Origin of the sequence: Paenisporosarcina sp. OV554, assembly GCF_003058165.1 — a bacterium.
Lineage (GTDB): Bacteria > Bacillota > Bacilli > Bacillales_A > Planococcaceae > Paenisporosarcina.
In genome coordinates this window covers 1-21061 of record NZ_QBUC01000035.1, presented here as the reverse complement: position 1 = coordinate 21061, position 21061 = coordinate 1, and the positions used below count along the sequence as shown (strand labels likewise).

Here is a 21061-nt window from a genome sequence, read left to right as displayed (position 1 = left end):
ACTCGTATGTATCCGAATTTTTTATTATCCATTTATTTACTCCTCGTTTGGGATTTCTATCTTTTATTCTATCAAAAACGTTCGTAAAAGTATGTGTAAAATAGAGGACGTTCGAAAAACATTTTTATAGTTTTGCGAACTATAAAAATGACTAATTACTAGCATTTTAGAACAGTTCGTAAAAGTGTACTTTTACGAACTGTTTTTTATTTCAATAATATAAGATAAACAACGTTTAATATTATATAGCGTTTTCGTCTGTTACTTATAAAAAAACAATATATAAATATTACAAAATATTTACGTTGGATTTAAACTCTATTAAAATTTATCACCTACCATTAAGCAGATAAGCAAATTTGATTCTGGAGGGGGTGGTGCTTGCGAATTTAGCTCAAAAACTTTACGACGAGGGAAGGACAACAAGATTCGACGTTAACGGGGTTTCGCCTTCAAAACGCGAATTTTTCCAGCTAAGCGTTCAAGTAATATAAAATCCTGATTTTCAACCCCTCTAAGGGACCCCTTAACGGGCTAAGCAAACGACAAAAGGCCATTACATATTGAGTATTACAAAGAATAACAGGAGGTTTAATTATGCTATTTCTTAAAAGGTTAAAAAAGTCATTTCTATCACTCATGCTGGTGAATGTAGCCCTGATGGGTGTAGTAGGCAGTACTGCGGCAGAAAGCTCTGCAGCAGGGGCAGAAAACACTACGGAAGATCCTATCTTCAGCTTCATGTCAATATCGGACACGCATAGCGATACGGGTAAAACGGTTAAAGCTGTAACGGATGCTGTTAATAATAATGCCAGTGCAATCGTTTTATCCGGGGATATAACCAATCTCGGGGATAGCGGTGAATATGACGCCATAATAAATGCTGTCAATTCTGTAAAAGATCATCCGCCGGTGTATTATGGAATGGGAAATCATGAATATGATTGGCAGTCGGACTTTAATGTAGCGAAGAACAGATTTATACAAAAGGCAGGAATACCAGAAAATAAGGTGTATTACCACCGGGAAATACAAGGCTATGACTTCATATTTTTGGGAAAAGATGAAAAGCCGGCCAATACCGCGTATATGTCCGACGAACAGTTAGCCTGGTTGGAAAGTACGCTTGCTGCAAATGCCGTTCCGGACAAGCCGATTTTTGTGTTCATGCATGAGCCTATTTACCAAACCGTATCCAAGTCATATGCTTCGGATAATTATGCTTATAATACTAGCCCACAGGAACAGAAGCTCAAACATATCCTTGAAAAATATCCACAGGCTATTTTGACAACAGGACATCTTCACGACGATATTAAGATACCTGGCAACATGTACACCGAGAAATTCTCTGCATTAAGAGACGGTGCCGTTTTAAATAGTCAAGCTATGATTTTTGATGTATATAAAGACAAGGTGCATTTAAAGGGAAGGGATGTAAACACACAAAAAACCGTATGGGAAGGTACTATAAGTCTGCACCCGAATACAACCGGCATGTATGAAGCCGAGGAAAGTGTATTCGCATATGCAACTGCTGGCGACGACATACTGTCCGGCGGCAAGTATGTGAATATGAACCATGGAAGCGCATATATCGAGTCGCTTACGGTTGACGGAGGAGCATCTGGCGGCAATAAAATATTGAAAATAAGATATGCTACTGATGCTGCCAATGCTACCAAGGGATTATATGTAAATGGAGCCAAAGTACAGACGCTCAGCTTTCCGACTACCGGAAGCATGAGCTCGTATAACGATTTGGCGGTACCTGTTGAGCTGAATCCGGGTCCAAATAACAAGATCGTCATAAAAAGCGATAGCAACGCAACGGGCGTGAACATAGATAAATTCCAAATTATGGATAGTGCCGATCCCAGATGGATGTGGGGATTTAACGGCAATGGCAAAGACAGTATCAAGTATGGGTTTAATGCAACTTTGCATGGAAGTGCTGCCTATGATAAGACGGATAAAATGGAAGGTTCAGCTTCGCTCAGCCTGAACGGTGCTGACGATGATTATGCAGGTGCAAATCTTGTATCCAAAAAAACAGACAATGTAACGCTAACAGCCTGGGTGAAGTGGAATGGCGCAACTTCGGGATCGCAGCAGATCTTGTCCAATGGCGATGGCCTTAGCAACGGTTATTCCATCGTGCTGGATCATGACCACGGCGATAAGGTATCAATCGCGATCAACGGTCAGACGATCCTGGGATCGCAGACTGCTTTGACTGCAGGACAATGGACCAATATTACTGCGGCAAGAAGAAGCGGCACCTGGGAGCTTTATACCAATGGCAAGAGCACACCGGTTACCAATAATACAACAGCTCCTTCTACGCCAACAACGGGAACGTATATCGGTGCGGACGGCAGCGGCAAACAAAGCTTCAATGGACGTATTGATGCAGTAAGGGTTTACAATCAAGCATTGTCTACAGATCAGATCATGGCAATTGCCAACGAGACTTCTAACGTTAAGTTGCAAAGCATCGAAATAACTAAACCGCCAACAAAGTTGAATTACCTGCATGGAGATTGGTTTAATATTGAAGGGCTGATTGTGACAGGCACTTACAGCGATGGAACAACAAAAGAGGAGAAGGTAACGGTTGATAATATTACCGGCTTTAATAGTTCCATTCTTAAAGAAGGACAGCAAGTGACTGTGACGCTAGGTGGAAAGACAGCCAGCTTTAATGTAAATATTTTAGATGTGTTGCCTGGTTCAGCATCGGTGCCAGGAAGGATTGAAGGTGTAAACTACAATTCGAAACATGGTGTTTTACTTAAAAATGTTCCGATCCCTGATGGCGGACCCACATGGATGGTAAATTATTTAATTAAAGGCGACTGGATGGAATATAACGTAGATGTGAAAAGTTCGGGAACCTATCAAGTAACTTACAGGGCGGGAACAGCACCGGGTAGAACGGGAGAGGTTGAATTCCAGGTAGATGGAGTACCTCAAACGAAAACTTCATTCTCAACCTCGGGTTGGTATACCTTTGACAATAAAACTGATCTTGTCAAGCTGAGTGAAGGTCCACATAAAATAAGGCTGAATGTAACTGAAGCTTTTTGGATTCTGCGCTGGTTTGAATTGACGAAGGTTGAAGACAAAACATTAAACAGCATCACAGTACCTGCACCGGTAACAGTGCCCATAGGAACGGCCAAAACAGCGGCAGCTCTTGGATTGCCCGCAAAAGTAGCCCTTGTAACCGATGGGGGGGATAGGGATGCCAGCGTGAACTGGGATGTAAATAGTGCAAACTACGATCCAACTGCCACGACGGCGCAGACCTTCACGGTAACAGGAAAAGTAACTCTGCCTATTGGAGTCGCAAACCCGAACAGCGTTCCATTGACAACAAGCATTAGCGTATCTTCAAAGCCTGCCGAACTAGTAGCCCACTGGAAGTTCGATGAAGGCTCCGGTACAACCGTCGGCGATGCTTCAGGCAAAGGCAACACCGGAACTTTGGTTAACAACCCGGCTTGGAACAGTTCGGGCAAGATCGGCGGAGCGCTTGCTTTCAGCGGCGGCTCAAGGGCCGAGTTCAACTCTTCGGCAACTTTGAATAAAACAGGTGACGAGTCCGTGTCGTTGTGGTTCAAGACCTCTCAGCCTGCAACCGGCTTCACGAGCATTTTCCGTAACAGTAATCGTTTCACGGCCCTTCAGTTGGCCGGGGGTCAAGCTCGCGCGGCCTATTGGACCAATGGTTCATCCGGATATAAAGCGCTGTATTTTCCATGGACCTACAACGATAACAATTGGCATCATTATGCGGCTACCTACGATCATGCACAGGGGCTGAAGATCTATGTCGACGGTAACTTAGTGGCAAGCAAAGCAACGGATCTCGGACCGCTTCCGACTGTAACGAGTAAAATCGTGCTGGGAGCCACTGAAACCGGCGGAGAAGCTTACAATGGACTGCTGGACGACGTTCGCGTATTTGACCTCCCGTTGACTCAGGACGAAGTAAGGCAATTGAGTGATCAACAATCGCCAACGACAACGGACAATGCGCCAAGCGGCTCGGTCAATTAAGATGTCACTGTAACCTTAAGCGCGAGCGATAACGAATCGGGTGTAGCCAATACCTACTACACGGTAGACGATGGCGCTGAGCAAAAGGGAACTTCCATCGTATTGTCAGAAGAAGGCGTGCATAAGCTTGTATTTTGGAATGTAGACAAAGCAGGCAACGTGGAACGGGCACATACAGTATCCGTTAGCATCGATAAGACCGCGCCGGAGGTCGAGGTGACCGTACCGGGAGACCACAGCATTTATGAAGATTCCGGGGATTTGACGCCTAAGTTTGCATTGACGGATAACTTGTCGGGTGTGGACAGTAGCAAGACGACGGTGACGCTCGATTCGCATTCTTACCAAATCGGAAAGACGATCCCGCTTTATACGTTGCCGTTTGGGCAGCATACGCTTGTTGTATCCTCCAGCGACTTGGCCGGCAACCAGGTAAGCAAAACCGTTCACTTTCAGACAGTAGCCAGCATCGATTCCTTATAGGCGTTGGTGAAACGCATTGTCGATACCAAATGGATCGACAATGCGGAATTGCCGATAGCCTGCAGGACAAATTGGCAAACAACGATCTAAAGAGCTTTGTGAGTGAAGTGAAGGCTCAACGTGGGAAACACACTTCAAGTGAAGCTGCAAAATATTTGCTGCGGGACGCTCAATATTTAGACGCTCAATAATTATTGACACAATTACGATTCGCTCAAGGGATTAGATTTAAACTTTGATGAAAAGAGGTCTCGCTTTGAAACTACGTGCATTCCTGTCCTTGTTCATAGTCACCTTAATATTTTGTACGAATCCCAGCACTTCATTTGCCCATACCGTCAAAAGTATGGGTTACTCGAAGTTAAACATTGAAGGGAAAACGATTGACTATGAACTTTTTCTTGATCAAATAGACATGCTGGAACAATTTGATACCAACAAGGATAAACATCTGGAGAACGAGGAACTGTCCTCGCAGACAGAAAGAATCGAATCGGTATTACAGAAAGATCTTCGTATAGATGTGGATTCGAAGCCCTTAACGATGGAAATGCTTTCGATGGACTTGGCAGAAAAGGGTTCCACGAGCGGCGTAGTGTTTAAACTAAGGTTAACCGCCGATGAAGCGATCGAACAATTTAATCTTCATTACAATCTGATGTTTGAAAATGCGCCTCTTCATACGAATGTACTTGTGGTCGATTCAGGGGAATATTTCTATCAGAATATTCTTGATACCAAAAAAAAAGATGTTCAGATCACCATTGCTCAGCCTGAAAGTGAATCCGTCCTATGGAAATACTTTGTACTTGGAATCGAACACATTTTGACCGGGTACGATCATTTGCTGTTTTTGTTATCCTTAGTATTAATCGTATCTCGCTTCAAGGATGCGTTGAAAATTGTTACTGCTTTTACAATCGCCCACAGCATTACACTGTTCTTGGTGGCGTCGGGCCGCATTCACGTCATCCCGCACTGGGTCGAAGCCTTGATTGCCCTGACGATCTGTTATGTGGCAGTGGAAAATATGTTTGTTCAAAAGGCGAAATGGCGGTGGCTATTGACGGCCTTATTTGGCCTGATTCACGGTATGGGTTTCGCCGGGGCTTTGGCTGAAACGGGACTTCCAAAGAGCAATCTGATTGGCACACTCCTTTCGTTTAATTTAGGCGTGGAAGCAGGCCAGCTCATGTTCCTATGCCTATTACTTCCCTTCTTGCTATGGCTGCGAAGGTTCCCATGGTATCGTAAAATGATGATCTCAACGTCTTGCCTTATTTTTGTGCTGGCATTTTTTTGGTTGATTCAAAGACTGCAATGAGGCCATGATTTGAATAATACGAGAGTTAGCGGTATTTTGATAACTCTTTTTAATGAATATATATAGATTGAGTGTTGTTATACTTATTTCAAGCATCATTCTATTTAACATCATTCTTATGCTTGTTTTCAAATGGAAAAAAGATAAAGGATTTGACATACTTGTTAAAGATTCTTTAGCTTAAACCTTTATAGTAATTATATTTATCCCTTCAACTTTTGAATAGCTAGGTATTAGCATTTCACTAGTTGGAGGGATATTTTAATGTTTTTTATGTTAATATGGGCAGCAATTTTGATATGTTATGTAAAATGCTTACACTAAATTTAAACAACCAAAAAAAGCACAAATATTATTCAGTTAAAGGGCGCGATTCTTGAATAAGGTTCGCTTTTCTTAATGAACTAACGGGTGCGTTAGCTGAAAATCAGAGCTGTCTTTAAGGTAGCTTTTCCTTTATGCAACTAACGGGTGCTTTAGTTAAAAAAGACCATCATTTCGATGTTCTATTTTTATGTCCAAAACATCAAGTAATTAAGGCAGATTTCAAATATTTATTTCCTTATTTCATGTTGGTTGATTTTCTCTTACCGGCACTCTCAATATGTCCAGGTCCTAATCCTGCCCAGGAACATAAGAAAGCCGCACTGGGAAATTGTTTTTTCACATCAGTTCCGACTTCAGCTATAATCTGTTCCGCCATACGAGTGGCAATGCCAGAGATAGAATCCAAGCGTTCAATATCTTCTTGATGGAAGGATAATCTTGTAGCCACCTCTTGGCTTTGCAGCTTAACAGCATTAACGAATTAACTTAATTAATTGTTTGAGAACCTGGTACCTATTTCGAATTGTTCCTTTAATCTCTAACTCTTCAATGTGACTATAAAGTTCAATGAAATAATCCGGATTCTCGCGACTTTTTAAGCATTAGTTTTGTTTTCCGGTTTATCTTTTCTTTTAAGAAGGTGCCGAATACTAAAAATGCTAAACTGAAGAGCAAAAGGAAGGAAGCATCTCGTATTGCTCTCTGCCAGACTATACCGCCTACAGCTTCTCGCATAATATCTACTGCATACGTAAAAGGGAGTGCAGGGTTAATCGACTGAAAAAACTCTGGTAATAGAACGACTGGATAGGTTCCGCCTGCCCCTGCAATCTGCAAGACAAGCATAATAATTGCAAACGCTTTTCCTATATCGCCAAATACGGACACAAGCGTATAAACAATGGACATGAAAACGAAACTAATAAGAAATCCAAATAATATAAACCAGAAAGAATCTTTGACATCCACACCTAATAGAACAATGTCGCCTATTGTTACAATCAATGCTTGGAGAAGACCAATAGCTGAGAATGTAAACAATCGACCGAAATATACCGCGCGTTCGCTTACATTATTTTCATGGTTGGCATCTGTAGCAAGAAGTGAGATAAGAAGCAAACAACCGACCCATATAGCTAGAACTGTATAAAAAGGAGTCATACCTGTTCCATAGTTTGCGATAGGGAAAAGTTTGTTTTCATTCAAGACGATCGGCTCTTCAAAGAAGCTACGTTCCGCTTGTGGATCATTGCGGAGTAACTGGATTATTTCATTGATATTCGTTTCACCCTGAACTTTTCGTATCCTATCTGCTAACTGGTTCACTTTGTCATTTATATATGGATATTGTGCCAATGCCTGATCCAATGTTGTTTTTCCCTCTTTAATATGGGTGTCTGTGCTATTTAGAGTACGAGCGACTTCCGGTAAAGTGGACTGTATACTGGTCAGCATTTCTTTGGCATTTCCTAAAGTCTTTTTTGCTTTGGCTACTTCGGAAAGAACAGTTGGTTCAATTGTGTTTTTGTATTCGTTTATAAAGGCATCCAGTTGGACGGATGTATTCTGAGCTATTTTTTGTAAATCAATCAATGTTTTTTGCATTTGTTGTTCTTTATCTTTTACAAGTGTATCGATTGTTCGTGTATTCGTTTGCGCTTCTTTTAAAAAAGCTTTCAATTCGTTCGTTTTATCAATTGCATGGGCTAGTTTTGTTTGTTGTTCTACGTTGTTTTCTTCCAAACTCGATTCGTTTGAGCTATTAGATACTTCCTTTAACCAATTAAGGTCCTTCCCGATCGAGTCGACTGTTTGGATATTGGAGGTTATCTTGTTGTCGAGGTCCTCCTTTACTCGGTCCAACTCTGTAAAATCCAATTCGACGTTTTGAACTTTTTGAAGAAATTCATTTGTACTTTTTGAAATCTTTGATACTTTTTCCAAATCATTTTCAATTATAGGGGTCAGTTCATTTAAACGATTTTGTGCTTTCGTCAAGAAATCTATTGTTTTTTCAATGGAACTCAAACCTTCAGTCGTTATTTGTTCGGCACGAGGCACCATTGAATTGGCTTGAGTGATAATTTTCTGTGCGGAAGAGGCATCTTTTTGGACACCAGTCAGCAATTTGTGGATCGTAGGCAATTCTTGTTCCATTTTGAATACATAGTTTTCAAAGTTATGAATATCTGGTAGGTCGCTTTCTATTTCAATTCCTAAATCATTAAAGAGGTCAAAAATGACTCCATTCACACTTGAGATGAATTGACTGCTAACTTCTTGAACAATAACCGTTGCACCTTGTTCCGTTATTTTGGGCGCAATGGAGTTAATTTTTTCATTTACATAGTATTCGATATCCGCCTTTTGGGGGTTATCCGAAACGATGGAAGCTAACTTTTCGGAAAAGTTTTCGGGGATAATGATGACTGCAAAATAATCACCATATTTAACTTTTTCCATAGCAATTTTTCGAGAAGTAAAAGACCATTTCATGTCTTGATTGTTTTTTAATGTATCGATCAGTTCATTTCCAACGTTTAACTGTTCCCCCCGAACTTTTGCTCCTGCATCCTCGTTTACAATGGCCACAGGAAGCTGATCAGTTTTAGCATAGGGGTCCCAAGAGGCATAAATGTTAAGCCATGCATATAAAGAAGGCAGGAAGACTAAACCTCCTATAAGAATTGCAGCCACCCAGTTCCTGCTTATATTTTGAATGTCTGTCTTGAAAATATTCCAACTATTTTTCATAACTAGTCCACCCTACTAAATTGAAGTTGATAGGTACTTGATGATTGTAGTATGCCCTAATAAATAGTGGCTAACCTAAGTAAGGGTAGGGGGGATTAACCATAGAGGACTTAAAAGAAAATCCAATATGGGAATGGGCAATGATAAGGTTCTTGCTGACACGGTGTTAACTTTTATTCGTGAAGGAAAAACGCAAATATAAGCTTTTGAAGAATCCGCAAAGATTCTTGACCGGTCAAAGCAAGCATGTGGGTTCAGGTGGAATAAAACATTACGCAAACAGTACAATGTACAAAAACTGAGTCGAACCAACAAACCCAATGAAGTTCACAGTCATCTAAAACAAGCGATGACCTCGTATGATGCATTAGCTGAAGCTTATGAAAAGCTGCAACTGGATTATGAAAAATTGTTGTCCGAGCATCAGAAGGTAAAGGCGTGGCTTTCTAATGGAAAAGAGTTGCTGCGAATAGAATAGGATGATAAAAAGAGCATTCAAAATCGATGCTCTTTTTCGTTTGTGACATTTTTGTGCGTTCCTGTTCCCTTTCTTTTGCTAGTTTAAGATTTTCTACAGTTCTTTTCATATTTTCTAGAGTTTTATTACAGTGAATCGTTCCTTCTTGCAACCGAGAATAAAGGAGATGGAACAAGTGAAGGGAATTTAAGGGGTGTGGGGAGTTGGTATTGCTATTTTCAAAAAAAGCCGCATTCGACCGAATTTGGCCAAATGCAGCGTTTTTGTGTGGAGGACTTCCCGTTACTGAATTTAATCAGTTGAGGTTTTCTCTTCGACCTGGCTTTGCCTCTACACAACCAATCAAAACCTCTACCGAAAATTCAGGAATTTCCCCTGCTAAGAGATTTTTAATTATGTTGACTAGAATCAAAGTGCTCTCTTATATGTGTTTCTCCACTTTACAAAATTGTAATGTTAGTGTCACGTAAAAAGATAATAGTTAACGAACCAGAATAATATAATAAACAAGAATAATATAAAATTTTGAGGAGAAACAATCATAATGAAAAGACTTGTATTCATATTATTAGGAGTATTTTTAGTTTCAATCATATCTTTAGGAATTGCTGAAAAAAACGATTTATTTGGCATTAAAAAATGGGGGTCTGAGTCCTATTATGTACAGATAAATGAAGATGGAATAGCAAAAACGACAAAAGGTGATAACGGAGAAAAATCAACTCGTTATTACTATAAAATGAATGCATATAATACAGATGGAAATACAATTCCCGTCGAATTTAGCGCTAACAAAGAATTAAAATTAAATGCATTTCTATTAGTTGATGTAAATGATACTGATAAAAAAGAACATAATACAATTAGTAGTTATAAAGAGGTAGCAGAGAAAGAACTTCCTGAAAAAGTAAAAAAACAATTAAACATTAAAAATTAATAGAACTCGAAGAATCACTTCACGTGGCCCTTCCCTTCTTAAAACAAAAAAGACCGTCAATTTGACGGTCTTTTTTGTTTTAAGAATAACGAGCGCCCGCGTTCCAACACTAATTTACTTTTAACGGATCGAATGCTATACCCATCCGGTACATGTAAATTACGATAGACTTCAACTTGTTCCCCCAATGTGACCTCTCTGTCCTTAAAAGGACTAAAAAATGTACTTACCAATTCACTCACCCTCTAGCCCTGCAATCATACGTAATGTCGTAGATTTTCCACACCCAGAAGGTCCAACCAAAACGATAAATTCCCCATCATTAACTTCTAGATTAAAATCTTTCACGATTGTCGTATCCTGATCATATTTCTTATAAATATTTTTGAATGATAACTGAGCCATAATTGACTCCTTTAAATTTTAGTTATTCTTACAGATGCTGTTATGGACAAACTTTATCATACAGTTGATTTACAAATTTCCTGGAATATCCTTTACACTGTCTAAAATATAGTCCGCTTTTCCTTCCAAATCTTCCTTACTACTCGCACCTGACAGGACACCCACTACTTTAATGTTGCTATTTCGTGCAAATGTAACGTCTGTTAGTGTATCACCGACCATTAAAACGCATTCTTCATTCAGTGAGAATTTCTCTTTGAACATATGGAAAAAATCACTTTCAGGTTTTGGTTTATTGATACCATCATCTGCACCTAAAAAGTCCACATAATCGTATAACCCTGTCATTTTAAGTGAATGAACAGCTGCATCAACATCGTCCGCTGTCACAACCCCGATTACATATTCTTGCTCTTTTAAATATTTTAATGTTTCCTTTGCACCTTCCACTTCTGTAAATACGAGATCATCTGATGTAGAGTGTTTTTTGAATAATACACATACATCATCAATAAAGCCCTCTTTATTCACATTTGAATCCTCTAATAACGAAAACCATGCATCTGCAATAAAATAATTTGTTTTACAAGCCAGTAAACTCGTACTCTCAAAATCGTTATCGCTCATACCAATGATTTTCAAATATTCATTTCGTTTACTTTCTTCTTTTGGGTACATTCGGAATATATCATCTATTACATTATGAACGATTTTGTACCAAACAGAATCGAGCTGTATTAACGTACCGTCTTTATCGAAGATGATTCCTTTCTTCATTACCTACTCCCCCTAAAACTTCATACCATGTTTTAATATTTTTATTACAACTGTTATTGTGGATAGGATTTATAAACGCGACTAATTCATCATCTTCCCAGCCCTCAATTCGGGCATAGGAACCTTCATTTAACTCAAAACTAAAGTTTACTTTTTCACCAAATTCTTTTGCTGCCACTTGACCATCAATAATTAATCTCCACTCGCACGGTTTATCTGTATGAATGTTGTAGCGAATATTTCCTTGAGCCTCATCGCCGACATAAATGGCTTTATCTTCATTTTGAATAGCTATCTCTAATTTTCTAAATCGAGAAAAATAAATTCTACCTTTTGAGATAGCATCCTTTAATTTTTTAATAGATAAGCCATTACATAATACATACGTTCCTGGGTCACCATAAATTGATGGGTCTTTAGATCCTGGGAATGTTTTAGATGGATGCAAATGAGAATCACTTCCGCCAATCCCCCAGATTTTAAGACCACTTAACCACATTTGATCGAAGAACTTTAAAGCTTCTAAAGTAGATGGCTTGCTTTTGCTATAAGTTGGATCACACATGATTTCCATTGTATGAATATTTTCTAGATTAATGTTAATTTGGTTCGTCCAAGGTTTCATAAATGGATGATTCACACTAATTAAATAGTCTTTTTCTTTCATAAGAGAAAATAGTTCATCCATTCTTTTAGCGTTAAGAGATTCATCTAAATACTCTGTGAAGTTAACGTATTCTTTCATCCCGAACACATTGTAATGACCGTAAGGAGTTGTAAGTTCCATCGATGGTATTATCAATGTGCTTCCTTTTTGATAAGATGGCATAACAATATTGTGTTCCGTCGCATATAAAAAATCTAACTCTTGTTTTTCACATACGCTCATTGCCAGCTCATCATCCATCTCACCATCTGTTAAATCTGTGTGGACATGAAAATCTCCTTTGTACCAACGATGCTCTTCATTTATTACCTTTTCAAAATTGTATTCATCAATAAAAACATTTTCCTTACAAAAATGCTCTCGATTATATTCTCGTTCTAACTCGTCATTCACTACTATATTTACTTTATAGTCCAGTTTTCTTCCAGTAAACTTTAGTGCTTTATCTGCACAATGAGGGGTATATACTACTTCTAATTCCCAATTACCAGACGGTATTTCCCCTCCAACGCAACCAGCTGAACAAAACTTTGGATCTTTTGCAACAACCAATTTTTCATCAACAATTGGCGTTTGATACTGTATACGAACATACCCATTAGGGTCTCTTAAAATTAATAAAAGCGGAATTTTTCGACTAACTCCTTGATCGATAGTTAATGTAAAATTGACAATATCGGTTGAATCCATTAGAAAACAATGTTTATTTTTGACAAATGGAGAAAGAGTCATGGAACCTTTCATTTCAATCATGATTTCCACACCTTTTTTTCTATTTTTACTTACCAAAATATAGAGGAGAGGTACCTCTTTAGTTCAAAAGCACCTCTCGTTTCTTTACAAAGTAATACATGAAAAATTTATTTCTACTTTTTCAGAACTTTATCTAATTCTTCCTGCGCAATTTTAGCAGCTTCATCTAATGCTTGTTTTGCAGGGACTCCTTCAATTTCTACTTTATCCTTAGCTACATTTAATGCGTCACTGATTTTACCACCTGTTGGATCCACAAATGGCACAACTCCATATTTATTAGCTTGCTCTAATGGCACTAATGCTTGTGGTTGTTTTTTAACAAACTCAGCATAAGGACCATAATCTGTTACATTGTTAAGAACAGGGATATAGCCTGTTGCCATTGACCACTCAGCCGTTTTCTCAGTACTTGTAGCAAATTTCATAAAGTCATATGCACCTTTTGCTACTTCTGGATCAACATTTCTCGTTAATGTGAATAAATAAGTTTCTAATTTTGGCGCTGGTTTATTATCACCCCAAGCTGGTTGTGGTAATGCTCCAAATGTGTCAAGGCGTTCTTGCTCAGTCACTCCTTTACCTAACGATTTAAAAATAAAGCCTTGGTCACCAGATGAGCCTGTAAATCCTAACGTTCTACCTTCAACTAAATCGATGATTGTTTTATCCCAATATTCCCATCCAGTTCCACCTGAATGAATCTTCATAATTTTATCTTCGTGAAGCCATGTACGGAATTTTTCCCATACTGTAACCCAAGTTTCATCGTTGATTAATACTTTTGTTCCATCTTCACTTAATACATTTCCGCCAGCACTGCGAACCGCGTCAATTAAGTTTGACGTACCCCACATCGGCATCCAACCTGCATATGTGACATTCCCACTTGCGTCACGTTTTGCTACTGTTTTCGCTACTTTTTCTACACCTTCCCATGTCTTTAAATCGTCAGGTGTAAAGCCACTTTCCGCTAACACTTTTTTATTGTAATAAAACACTTGCGTTGTACCGTAAAAAGGAATTCCATATAATTTCTCGTCAATTGTTGCTTGATTCATAAAACCTTTCCCGTAATCTTCTTTGTTAAATTGCTTATCATCTTTAACATAATCATCTAGAGGTACAATTAACTTTTTCTTAGCATATTCTTGAATGACATCTGAACCTAACAATGCAATTGCCTCTTGGTTATTCGCTGCAAATCCACTTTGAAGCTTTTGATAAGACTCACCGTAGTTTCCTGCTTTTGTTGTTTTCACTACATATTTGTCTTGACTTTTGTTGTATTCCTCGACAATCTTATCTACTTGGTCTGCAAGTGAACCACCTACACCATTAATAAACGGAACAACAATCTTATCGCCTTCTTTACTTACTTTGACAGTACTTCCTGTTCCCCCTGAACAGCCTGCAAGTGCACCAACAAATAATGACAAAATCGTTAAAAGCATTACTAATTTTCTCATCCCGAATGTCTCCTTTATATTTAGTTTATTTAGTTAGCCTTTTATTCCTGAATCAGTAACGCCTGAGAGGAACCATTTTTGTAAAACTAAAAATACGATTAAGAGCGGCACTGTGGCGATTGTACTTGCAACCATAATGTGCGACCAATCTCGGCCTAAGGAACTATTAATGAAATAATCAGCAATTCCGTTAGTGATTAATTTTTTGCTTCCATCATTCAATATTAGAGCTGGCCAAATATAATTATTGTAATTTCCAATAAATGTAACTAAACCTAGTGTTACAAAGGATGAGCGCGTCATCGGAAAAACAATCTTCCAAAGAATCTTCCAGTCACTCGCCCCATCAATTTTGGCCGCTTCTATTATTTCAAATCCAACATTGTGGAAAGATTGTTTTAAATAGAAAATAGCGAAGACACTAACAGACATGGAAATGGTGTATCCAAAATGTGTATTTAGTAAACCCATCTTCGCTAAAATTACATACACTGGGACATACGATACAGCACCAGGAATCATGTACGTTGCCATGACGACACTAAATGCAAACTGCTTCCCTTTGAACTTGTAAAATGTCAACATATAAGCAAAGAGTGCGGACGAAATAAGAACATACACTGTAATAATCAAAGATGTATAAAAACTATTAAATAGATACGTTTGCAGAGGGAGTATGTCTAATACTTCCCGATAATTTTCCCAGTGAAATTTCTCAGGCCAAAAACCACCTTTTAATACTTCACTAGATGTTTTAAACGAACTAAGTATCATCCATATGAATGGAAAGACAAACAAGACACTTGATAGAGCCAAAAAGAGATGCTTTATGATCAATGGAGCATTTTTACTATCATTCATCTTAATAGTTCACCCACTTATCACCTATTATCTTGCTGAGAACGGATAATAGGATTGTAATGATTAGTATGAAAAATGCAATGGCCGTTGCAGATCCCATTTCAAATTGTTCAAATGCTTGTTGGAAGAATAAATAGAGCAATGTTCGCGTCGAACCACTCGGTCCACCTTGTGTTAAGATTTTAATTTGGTCATAAGCCTGTATCGAAGTAATGGTATTGACCACAATTAGGAAAAAGGTTGTTGGCGAAACCAATGGGAGTGTTACATTCTTAAGTTTCTGCCATGAATTTGCTCCATCGATACTAGCTGCTTCATACAAGCTGTTAGGCACTTTCTCTAATGCACCGATATAAAAAATCATCGTCCATCCAATTAATTTCCATACTGTTACAATAATGACCGCTAGCATCGCTGTTTTACTACTCTGTAGCCAGTCCAAACCGGGTATCCCGAACAAACCTAGCATCTTATTGATAACTCCATAATCAGGTTCATATAGAAGTGACCATACAATGGATACAGCTACGGTCGGCGTTACCCAAGGTGAAAAAATGAGTAACTTATAAATCGCAGAACCTTTGAAATTCTTTTGGAAAAACAATGCGAAACCCAATCCTAATACAATCGTTGGAACGACCGTCCCAATTCCAAAATAAAGAGTGTTTAACAATGCATGTATAAAAAACGACTGTGTAAACAAATCAAAGTAGTTATCTAGACCAACAAAATTAAAACCAGTTGTCATAAAATCCCAGTCTGTAAAACTAATACCTAAACTATACAAATTCGGAATAATCCAAAACAGTATAAGAGGTATTCCAACTGGTAATAAAAAGAACACAGCTTTTGACAATTTTATTTGCACTCTTTCCACCTCCTGAATTATATTGTACAGGCACATTATTAACAATATGTTGTTTTCATGTTAACGAATTGTAAAAATAAACATATAAACAAAACAAAACAACACATTAACAAAGAATAGACTTCATTATATTTCCATCATCTTTGATTCATTCGTTCAAAATGCCATCTGTCCAGCTACAAAAGCCAAACCGCACGGCTGTTTCACTTCTTCCTACGGAGTCAAAAATCAACATAAGACTTTACATAGCAAAAAAAAAACTATTTCTCATCTTATCGAGAAATAGTCTAATTCAGGATTTTCTTTCTATACCGTTATTACTTCAATTCCTTTACTTGTTAGGATGTTTTGCCATTTTTCATCGAGCTTAGCGTTTGTATATAACGCATCGATATCATCGAAACTTCCGCTTTTATAAAACTTCGTTAAGTTAAACTTTGACTCATCTACTAACATGACAACTTGTTTTGCATTTTTCTTTAGTTGTTGAAAAGTTTGAGCGTCCTCAATATACGAACATGTTAGCTCCTTTTCCAACGATATTCCATCACATGAAGCAAATAATTTATTAACAGTAAATTGCTCAAGGAATTTTAACGTCATGTCACCAGACAATGCTAATGAATTTGAATTTAACATTCCACCAAAGACTATTAATTTGCAATCAAATGAATATTGTTCCTTAAGCTCAATAATTTTATTAACGGCAGGGATGGAGTTTGTTAAGATAGTTAAGTTTTTTTTGTCATGTATATAGTCCAATATCTGCATTGTAGTCGTCCCAATTTCAATTGCAATAATATCATTATCCTCTACCAATTTACTTGCTTCCATCGCAATTTTCCGTTTTTCCTCAATATTTTCATTTCGGCGTTTATTAAAATAAAATTCTATAGTATGATCTTTTTTAATAGCACCGCCATGTACTTTTGTAAGCTTTCCTTCCTTATGCAGCATGTCTAAGTCTCTTCGAATTGTTTCTGTCGTTACATTTAGTAATTTGGCTAAATCATTTACCATCACACGATTGTATTTTTCTAGCTCATCAAGTATATATTTTCTTCGCTCAAATTGTGTATAGGACTTCATTTAATCAACACCTCTTTGTATTACAACAAACATACATATTCTAATAAAACTTATAAAGACTATAATGATATCTTTAAAATGACAATGTCTATAATATTATTTTTTTAAAATCACCTTTCTTCATTCAGTCTTTACTCATTCACTTAAAGTATAGTGCAACTAACGCTAGCTAGCCAACAATAGATACGAATCGTATATCTATTGTGTTCTATGGCTCGATTAGTTCATATCCTTCCAAACCTTCCTTTTTTAACCTTTTACATGACCGATGTTTTCATCTTGAAATAAAAAGGCTCCAAAAACCCGGTTAGGTTTTGGAGCCAGCGCTTTTTACACTTCTTTTTATTCACAATTCTTTTGAAATCACAATCATTCATGTACTGCTTTTTCCTGTACAGCAGTTGAAGACCTTGTAATAGAATAGACCGCACATAATGAAGCTGCCAAAATAAACAGTACTCCAACCCATGAATGTATATGATAGAGCTTTTTTCAATCACGACACCGCCAACGCCGATATGGCAAGCAGAATTGTTAATACTAAGTTGGATATCGGCTGTTTTCGGGGCCGTTTGAATTAGATAATTTTGTTGAGCCGGAGACCAGCTTAACGCACTCCATATAATCATCACGATTAAAAAGACCCAAAACGGCGCTTTCGTCGCAACCGGCATCAATATCATCGCGACAGCGAACAACGGAATGATCGTCAAAATAGATCGTCCTGTTCCAAGCTTGTCAGACGCAAGGACTCCCAAGTAATAACCCATTTGCGGAAAATGGAGTTATTACTTCTTTTCATTTTGTTGTTATCCGATTTTATTTATCCTTAAGTTTACCGTTACTTATGGTACGGTTCACCTTAAATAATCCGAAATACTCTCCATCCACATACTTATCACATTAAGTGATCTCATCTGGAATCTTCAGTTAGAATTCTCAGGTACCTGTCCCTTTGGCAATGCATTGTCGAATGGGCTTTTTTGCGTATTTTGTTCCTAGGGTTTTCAGGTTTCTTTTTTTAATTGTTTTTTTCGTATGGCATATACGACTACCAACAAAAGAGGTAAAAATAAACCCATTGATAATGAATAGGACACAGCTGTCGTACTGTCCCAATTTTTTTGGTAGATAACGTTTGGATAAACCACAAGAGAGAGGGCAATGGCAATCATGCCTAACGGTATAGTTAAGGGACGATAATCTTTTAAATTAAAAATTTGTGCAATCCCTAAAACGGAAGCGTAAAAATAAAGGGTCGACTTAAAGTAAAGCGAAATAATCCAAAGTGCGGCCATTAAAGCCTCAATACGCTGTACAAAATCCCCAATATTTATCCTTTTAGCCAATTCATAGCCAGGATACATCTGTCTTGCAGTATTCTCAGCACCTAATACCGCAACACACAAAAATGTAATGATGATGACGACGATTCCACCTATTAAGTTTCCAATTAAAAAGGGTTTTTTACCTTGTTTAGTTTTGTTTATAAATGCAGGAAAAATCATTAACAAAATAACAGCATTCAAAGAAGAGAAAGCCACAAAACTCAGGGATGATTGAACGATTTTTTTTGTTCCTGCCTCATATACAGGTTGTATATTTTCAAACTTGATTTCTGGTGAAATAAACACCACTAAAATGAGAAATAGGACGAAGAAAACAACAATTAAGATTTCGGCCGAACGAGCGATTGTCTCTAACCCAAGACGGACACCCATCACGATTATCATTCCCATAAGTATATTTAGCGCTACCATTGGAGTACTAGGCAGCGCATGGATATTTAGAAAAGTTCCAGAATGAGCTAGAAGAGTAGTGGTATAAAGAAAAGGAATCGACACAAATAAAAGAGAAAATATTGTCCCTATCCATTTCCCAAAGAGTTTATTATTGATTTGAATAAAAGTGAGATGAGGAAACCATTGCGCTATCGTGCAAAAAAGCCAAATGACTAGTAACCCAATCCCCGTCCCAAATATAGCGGCAATCCAAGCGTCTTGCTTCGCATTTTGGGCTAAACCTGATGGTACAAGCAAGATGCTCGAACCAATCGTAAAAAAGATGACTAGAACTAGAAATTGGTACGAATTTATTTTAACATCCTTCATCATTTCATCCCCCCCTCCACACACTAGAACTCCCGGGCCTGTCACTGACTTGGCAATACATTGTCGAATTGGCTTTTAGCATATTTTGTTCCTAGGGTTTTCAGGTTTCTTTTTTTAATTGTTTTTTTCGTATGGCATATACGACTACCAACAAAAGAGGGGAAAAAAGTCCGATTGATAATGATAAGGAGTTACCCGTTGTACTATCCCAATTTTGTTGGTAGATGACGTTAGGATAAACCACGAGAGAAAGGACAACGGCAATCATGCCTAAGGGGAATGTTAAAGGGCGGTAATCTTTCAAATTTAGAATTTGTGCCATACCTAAAACGGAAGCGTAAAAATAAAGTACCGTCTTAAAGTAGAGCGCAATAATCCAAAGTGCGGCCATTAACCCCTCGATACGCTGTACAAAATCCCCAACATTTATCCTTTTAGCCAATTCATAGCTAGGATAAGACTGTCTTGCAGTATTCTCAGGACCTAATACAGCAACACTCAAAAATGTAATAATAATAATGACGATGCCACCTATTAAGTTTCCAATTAAAAAAGATTTTTTAACTTGTTTCATTTTGTTAATAAAGGAAGGAAAAATCATTAATAAAATAACGGCATTAACTGAAGATGTTATGAAATAAAATAAGGATGATTGAACGATCTTTTTTGTACCCATCTCAAATACAGGCTGTATGTTTTCAAACTTGATTTCAGGTGAAATAAAAACCACTAAAATGAGTAAAAGGACGAAGAAAACGACAATTAAGATTTCTGCAGAACGCGCGATGGTTTCCAATCCAAGACGGACTCCCATCACCACTATCCCCACCATAAGAATATTAAGAACTACCATTGGAGTACTTGGCAGTGCATGGATGTTTAGGTATGACCCACGATAATATAAAAGTTGTGAAGTATAAAGAAAAGACATGAGTACAAACAAAACAGAAAAGGTTTTACCTACCCATTTTCCAAATACTTTTTCATTGATTTGGATATAGGTGAGGTGAGGGAACCAAAGAGCTATAGTGATGAATAACCATATGACCAATAACCCGATTCCCGTACCAATTATAGCGGCAATCCAAGCGTCTTGTTTCGCGTCGGCTGCTAATGCTGATGGTACAGTTAAGATGCTCGTACCAACCGTAAAAAAAATAACTAAAATTAGAAATTGGTACGAATTTATTTTAACGTCTTGCATCATTTCATATCATACCTTCCCCACCACGCTGTTCTTTTACTTCAACAAAAGAGAAATAACGTCATTAAGAGGTTTAAACACAAACGTGAGTAAATCTAGTGGATTTGGAATAGATTTTCCAAATCCTAATGTCATACTTATCCCTACGCCAATAGCAAGAAGAATAGCAAACACAAGTAACTCTTTTTTTAACTTTTTTTCCAATAGAGGTGGAACTTCAATCCACAGAATGGTAGCCGCAATCAGGAGTATTCCTATACTTTTCAACATGATTATTTAGTTTCCTTTACATCTTCTAGGAAGGAATTACCTACTGTACCCGTATGCTGAAGTTTCACGTCAACTTTAACGTTCGCTGTCAACTCTGAAAATCCACCTTTATCCCACTGCTCTTTAATCTTTTTCCATTCTTTCGGATTGGATCGATGAATGGCTTCACCAAATCCAAATATGTCTGATTCATATTGTTTTTGTACCGATTCAATG

General features: G+C 37.8%; 17 protein-coding genes and 3 pseudogenes. 6 read left to right on the top strand and 14 right to left on the bottom strand.

The features are described from left to right. Nucleotides 1-597: 597 nt before the first annotated feature. The 4 genes and pseudogenes from C8K15_RS18620 to C8K15_RS18610 all read left to right on the top strand — a co-directional run bounded on the left by C8K15_RS18620 (nucleotide 598) and on the right by C8K15_RS18610 (nucleotide 5875). Entirely contained in the window at nucleotides 598-4068 is a 3471-nt protein-coding gene (locus C8K15_RS18620; protein ID WP_108587920.1) for a LamG-like jellyroll fold domain-containing protein, read from the top strand. 63 nt (nucleotides 4069-4131) lie between these two features. Further along, nucleotides 4132-4551 (top strand): annotated as a pseudogene (locus tag C8K15_RS18615) (hypothetical protein); the annotation flags it as partial. Nucleotides 4552-4580: 29 nt separating this feature from the next. Further along, nucleotides 4581-4742: a hypothetical protein gene (locus tag C8K15_RS20450; protein WP_158268359.1), complete on the top strand. Its 162-nt coding sequence runs from the start codon at nucleotides 4581-4583 to the stop codon at nucleotides 4740-4742. 65 nt (nucleotides 4743-4807) lie between these two features. Beyond that, nucleotides 4808-5875, top strand: coding sequence for a HupE/UreJ family protein (locus tag C8K15_RS18610; RefSeq protein WP_108587918.1), 1068 nt, complete (start codon nucleotides 4808-4810; stop codon nucleotides 5873-5875). A 565-nt stretch (nucleotides 5876-6440) separates the two neighbouring features. On the opposite strand, the pseudogene C8K15_RS18605 reads toward C8K15_RS18610, so the two are convergent. Both C8K15_RS18605 and C8K15_RS18600 read right to left on the bottom strand, forming a co-directional pair. Next, nucleotides 6441-6623 (bottom strand): annotated as a pseudogene (locus C8K15_RS18605) (transposase); the annotation flags it as partial. 143 nt (nucleotides 6624-6766) lie between these two features. Continuing rightward, nucleotides 6767-8956, bottom strand: coding sequence for a YhgE/Pip domain-containing protein (locus tag C8K15_RS18600; RefSeq protein ID WP_108587916.1), 2190 nt, complete (start codon nucleotides 8954-8956; stop codon nucleotides 6767-6769). Nucleotides 8957-9305: 349 nt separating this feature from the next. Between C8K15_RS18600 and C8K15_RS21235 the strand changes: the two genes are divergently transcribed. Further along, complete coding sequence (locus tag C8K15_RS21235; protein ID WP_255421155.1) at nucleotides 9306-9434, top strand: hypothetical protein; 129 nt, start codon at nucleotides 9306-9308, stop codon at nucleotides 9432-9434. A gap of 544 nt (nucleotides 9435-9978) precedes the next feature. Then, nucleotides 9979-10371 carry a YxeA family protein gene (locus C8K15_RS18585; protein ID WP_108587914.1) on the top strand — a complete coding sequence of 131 codons (393 nt, stop codon included), beginning with the start codon at nucleotides 9979-9981 and terminating at the stop codon, nucleotides 10369-10371. 243 nt (nucleotides 10372-10614) lie between these two features. On the opposite strand, the pseudogene C8K15_RS18580 reads toward C8K15_RS18585, so the two are convergent. The 12 genes and pseudogenes from C8K15_RS18580 to C8K15_RS18525 all read right to left on the bottom strand — a co-directional run. Continuing rightward, a pseudogene (locus C8K15_RS18580) lies at nucleotides 10615-10776 on the bottom strand (ATP-binding cassette domain-containing protein); the annotation flags it as partial. Between the two features lie 69 nt (nucleotides 10777-10845). Beyond that, nucleotides 10846-11553: an HAD family hydrolase gene (locus C8K15_RS18575; RefSeq protein WP_108587912.1), complete on the bottom strand. Its 708-nt coding sequence runs from the start codon at nucleotides 11551-11553 to the stop codon at nucleotides 10846-10848. Further along, nucleotides 11528-12964 (bottom strand): CehA/McbA family metallohydrolase, encoded by a 1437-nt coding sequence (locus C8K15_RS18570; protein WP_369973787.1) that lies wholly within the window; start codon nucleotides 12962-12964, stop codon nucleotides 11528-11530. The genes C8K15_RS18575 and C8K15_RS18570 overlap by 26 nt, the downstream gene beginning before the upstream one ends. A 122-nt stretch (nucleotides 12965-13086) precedes the next feature. Next, on the bottom strand, nucleotides 13087-14442 hold the full coding sequence (locus C8K15_RS18565; RefSeq protein WP_108587910.1) for an extracellular solute-binding protein: 1356 nt from the start codon (nucleotides 14440-14442) through the stop codon (nucleotides 13087-13089). Between the two features lie 33 nt (nucleotides 14443-14475). After that, a complete protein-coding gene (locus tag C8K15_RS18560) occupies nucleotides 14476-15303 on the bottom strand; it encodes a carbohydrate ABC transporter permease (RefSeq protein WP_108587909.1) in 828 nt (275 codons plus the stop codon). A 1-nt stretch (nucleotide 15304) separates the two neighbouring features. After that, entirely contained in the window at nucleotides 15305-16171 is an 867-nt protein-coding gene (locus C8K15_RS18555) for a carbohydrate ABC transporter permease (protein ID WP_108587908.1), read from the bottom strand. A 306-nt stretch (nucleotides 16172-16477) separates the two neighbouring features. Then, the gene (locus C8K15_RS18550; protein WP_108587907.1) at nucleotides 16478-17260 is read right to left on the bottom strand and encodes a DeoR/GlpR family DNA-binding transcription regulator; all 783 of its coding nucleotides are present in this window, start codon (nucleotides 17258-17260) and stop codon (nucleotides 16478-16480) included. 257 nt (nucleotides 17261-17517) lie between these two features. Beyond that, complete coding sequence (locus C8K15_RS18545; protein ID WP_108587906.1) at nucleotides 17518-17973, bottom strand: MFS transporter; 456 nt, start codon at nucleotides 17971-17973, stop codon at nucleotides 17518-17520. Nucleotides 17974-18267: 294 nt separating this feature from the next. Beyond that, nucleotides 18268-19374 (bottom strand): GerAB/ArcD/ProY family transporter, encoded by a 1107-nt coding sequence (locus C8K15_RS18540; RefSeq protein ID WP_108587905.1) that lies wholly within the window; start codon nucleotides 19372-19374, stop codon nucleotides 18268-18270. Nucleotides 19375-19471: 97 nt separating this feature from the next. Beyond that, nucleotides 19472-20575 (bottom strand): GerAB/ArcD/ProY family transporter, encoded by a 1104-nt coding sequence (locus tag C8K15_RS18535; RefSeq protein WP_233260564.1) that lies wholly within the window; start codon nucleotides 20573-20575, stop codon nucleotides 19472-19474. A gap of 36 nt (nucleotides 20576-20611) precedes the next feature. After that, the gene (locus C8K15_RS18530) at nucleotides 20612-20845 is read right to left on the bottom strand and encodes a hypothetical protein (protein WP_108587903.1); all 234 of its coding nucleotides are present in this window, start codon (nucleotides 20843-20845) and stop codon (nucleotides 20612-20614) included. 2 nt (nucleotides 20846-20847) lie between these two features. Beyond that, a partial coding sequence (locus C8K15_RS18525) for a Ger(x)C family spore germination C-terminal domain-containing protein (protein WP_199224143.1) occupies nucleotides 20848-21061 on the bottom strand: 214 nt, incomplete at its 5' end.

Coding starts and splice junctions, on each gene's coding strand:
- C8K15_RS18565 (WP_108587910.1), bottom strand. CDS start 14,442: ATGAGAAAATTAGTAATGCTTTTAACGATTTTGTCATTATTTGTTGGT.
- C8K15_RS21235 (WP_255421155.1), top strand. CDS start 9,306: ATGACCTCGTATGATGCATTAGCTGAAGCTTATGAAAAGCTGCAACTG.
- C8K15_RS18585 (WP_108587914.1), top strand. CDS start 9,979: ATGAAAAGACTTGTATTCATATTATTAGGAGTATTTTTAGTTTCAATC.
- C8K15_RS18600 (WP_108587916.1), bottom strand. CDS start 8,956: ATGAAAAATAGTTGGAATATTTTCAAGACAGACATTCAAAATATAAGC.
- C8K15_RS18560 (WP_108587909.1), bottom strand. CDS start 15,303: ATGAATGATAGTAAAAATGCTCCATTGATCATAAAGCATCTCTTTTTG.
- C8K15_RS18575 (WP_108587912.1), bottom strand. CDS start 11,553: ATGAAGAAAGGAATCATCTTCGATAAAGACGGTACGTTAATACAGCTC.
- C8K15_RS18540 (WP_108587905.1), bottom strand. CDS start 19,374: ATGATGAAGGATGTTAAAATAAATTCGTACCAATTTCTAGTTCTAGTC.
- C8K15_RS18530 (WP_108587903.1), bottom strand. CDS start 20,845: ATGTTGAAAAGTATAGGAATACTCCTGATTGCGGCTACCATTCTGTGG.
- C8K15_RS20450 (WP_158268359.1), top strand. CDS start 4,581: ATGGATCGACAATGCGGAATTGCCGATAGCCTGCAGGACAAATTGGCA.
- C8K15_RS18620 (WP_108587920.1), top strand. CDS start 598: ATGCTATTTCTTAAAAGGTTAAAAAAGTCATTTCTATCACTCATGCTG.
- C8K15_RS18550 (WP_108587907.1), bottom strand. CDS start 17,260: ATGAAGTCCTATACACAATTTGAGCGAAGAAAATATATACTTGATGAG.
- C8K15_RS18535 (WP_233260564.1), bottom strand. CDS start 20,575: ATGCAAGACGTTAAAATAAATTCGTACCAATTTCTAATTTTAGTTATT.
- C8K15_RS18570 (WP_369973787.1), bottom strand. CDS start 12,964: ATGAAAGGTTCCATGACTCTTTCTCCATTTGTCAAAAATAAACATTGT.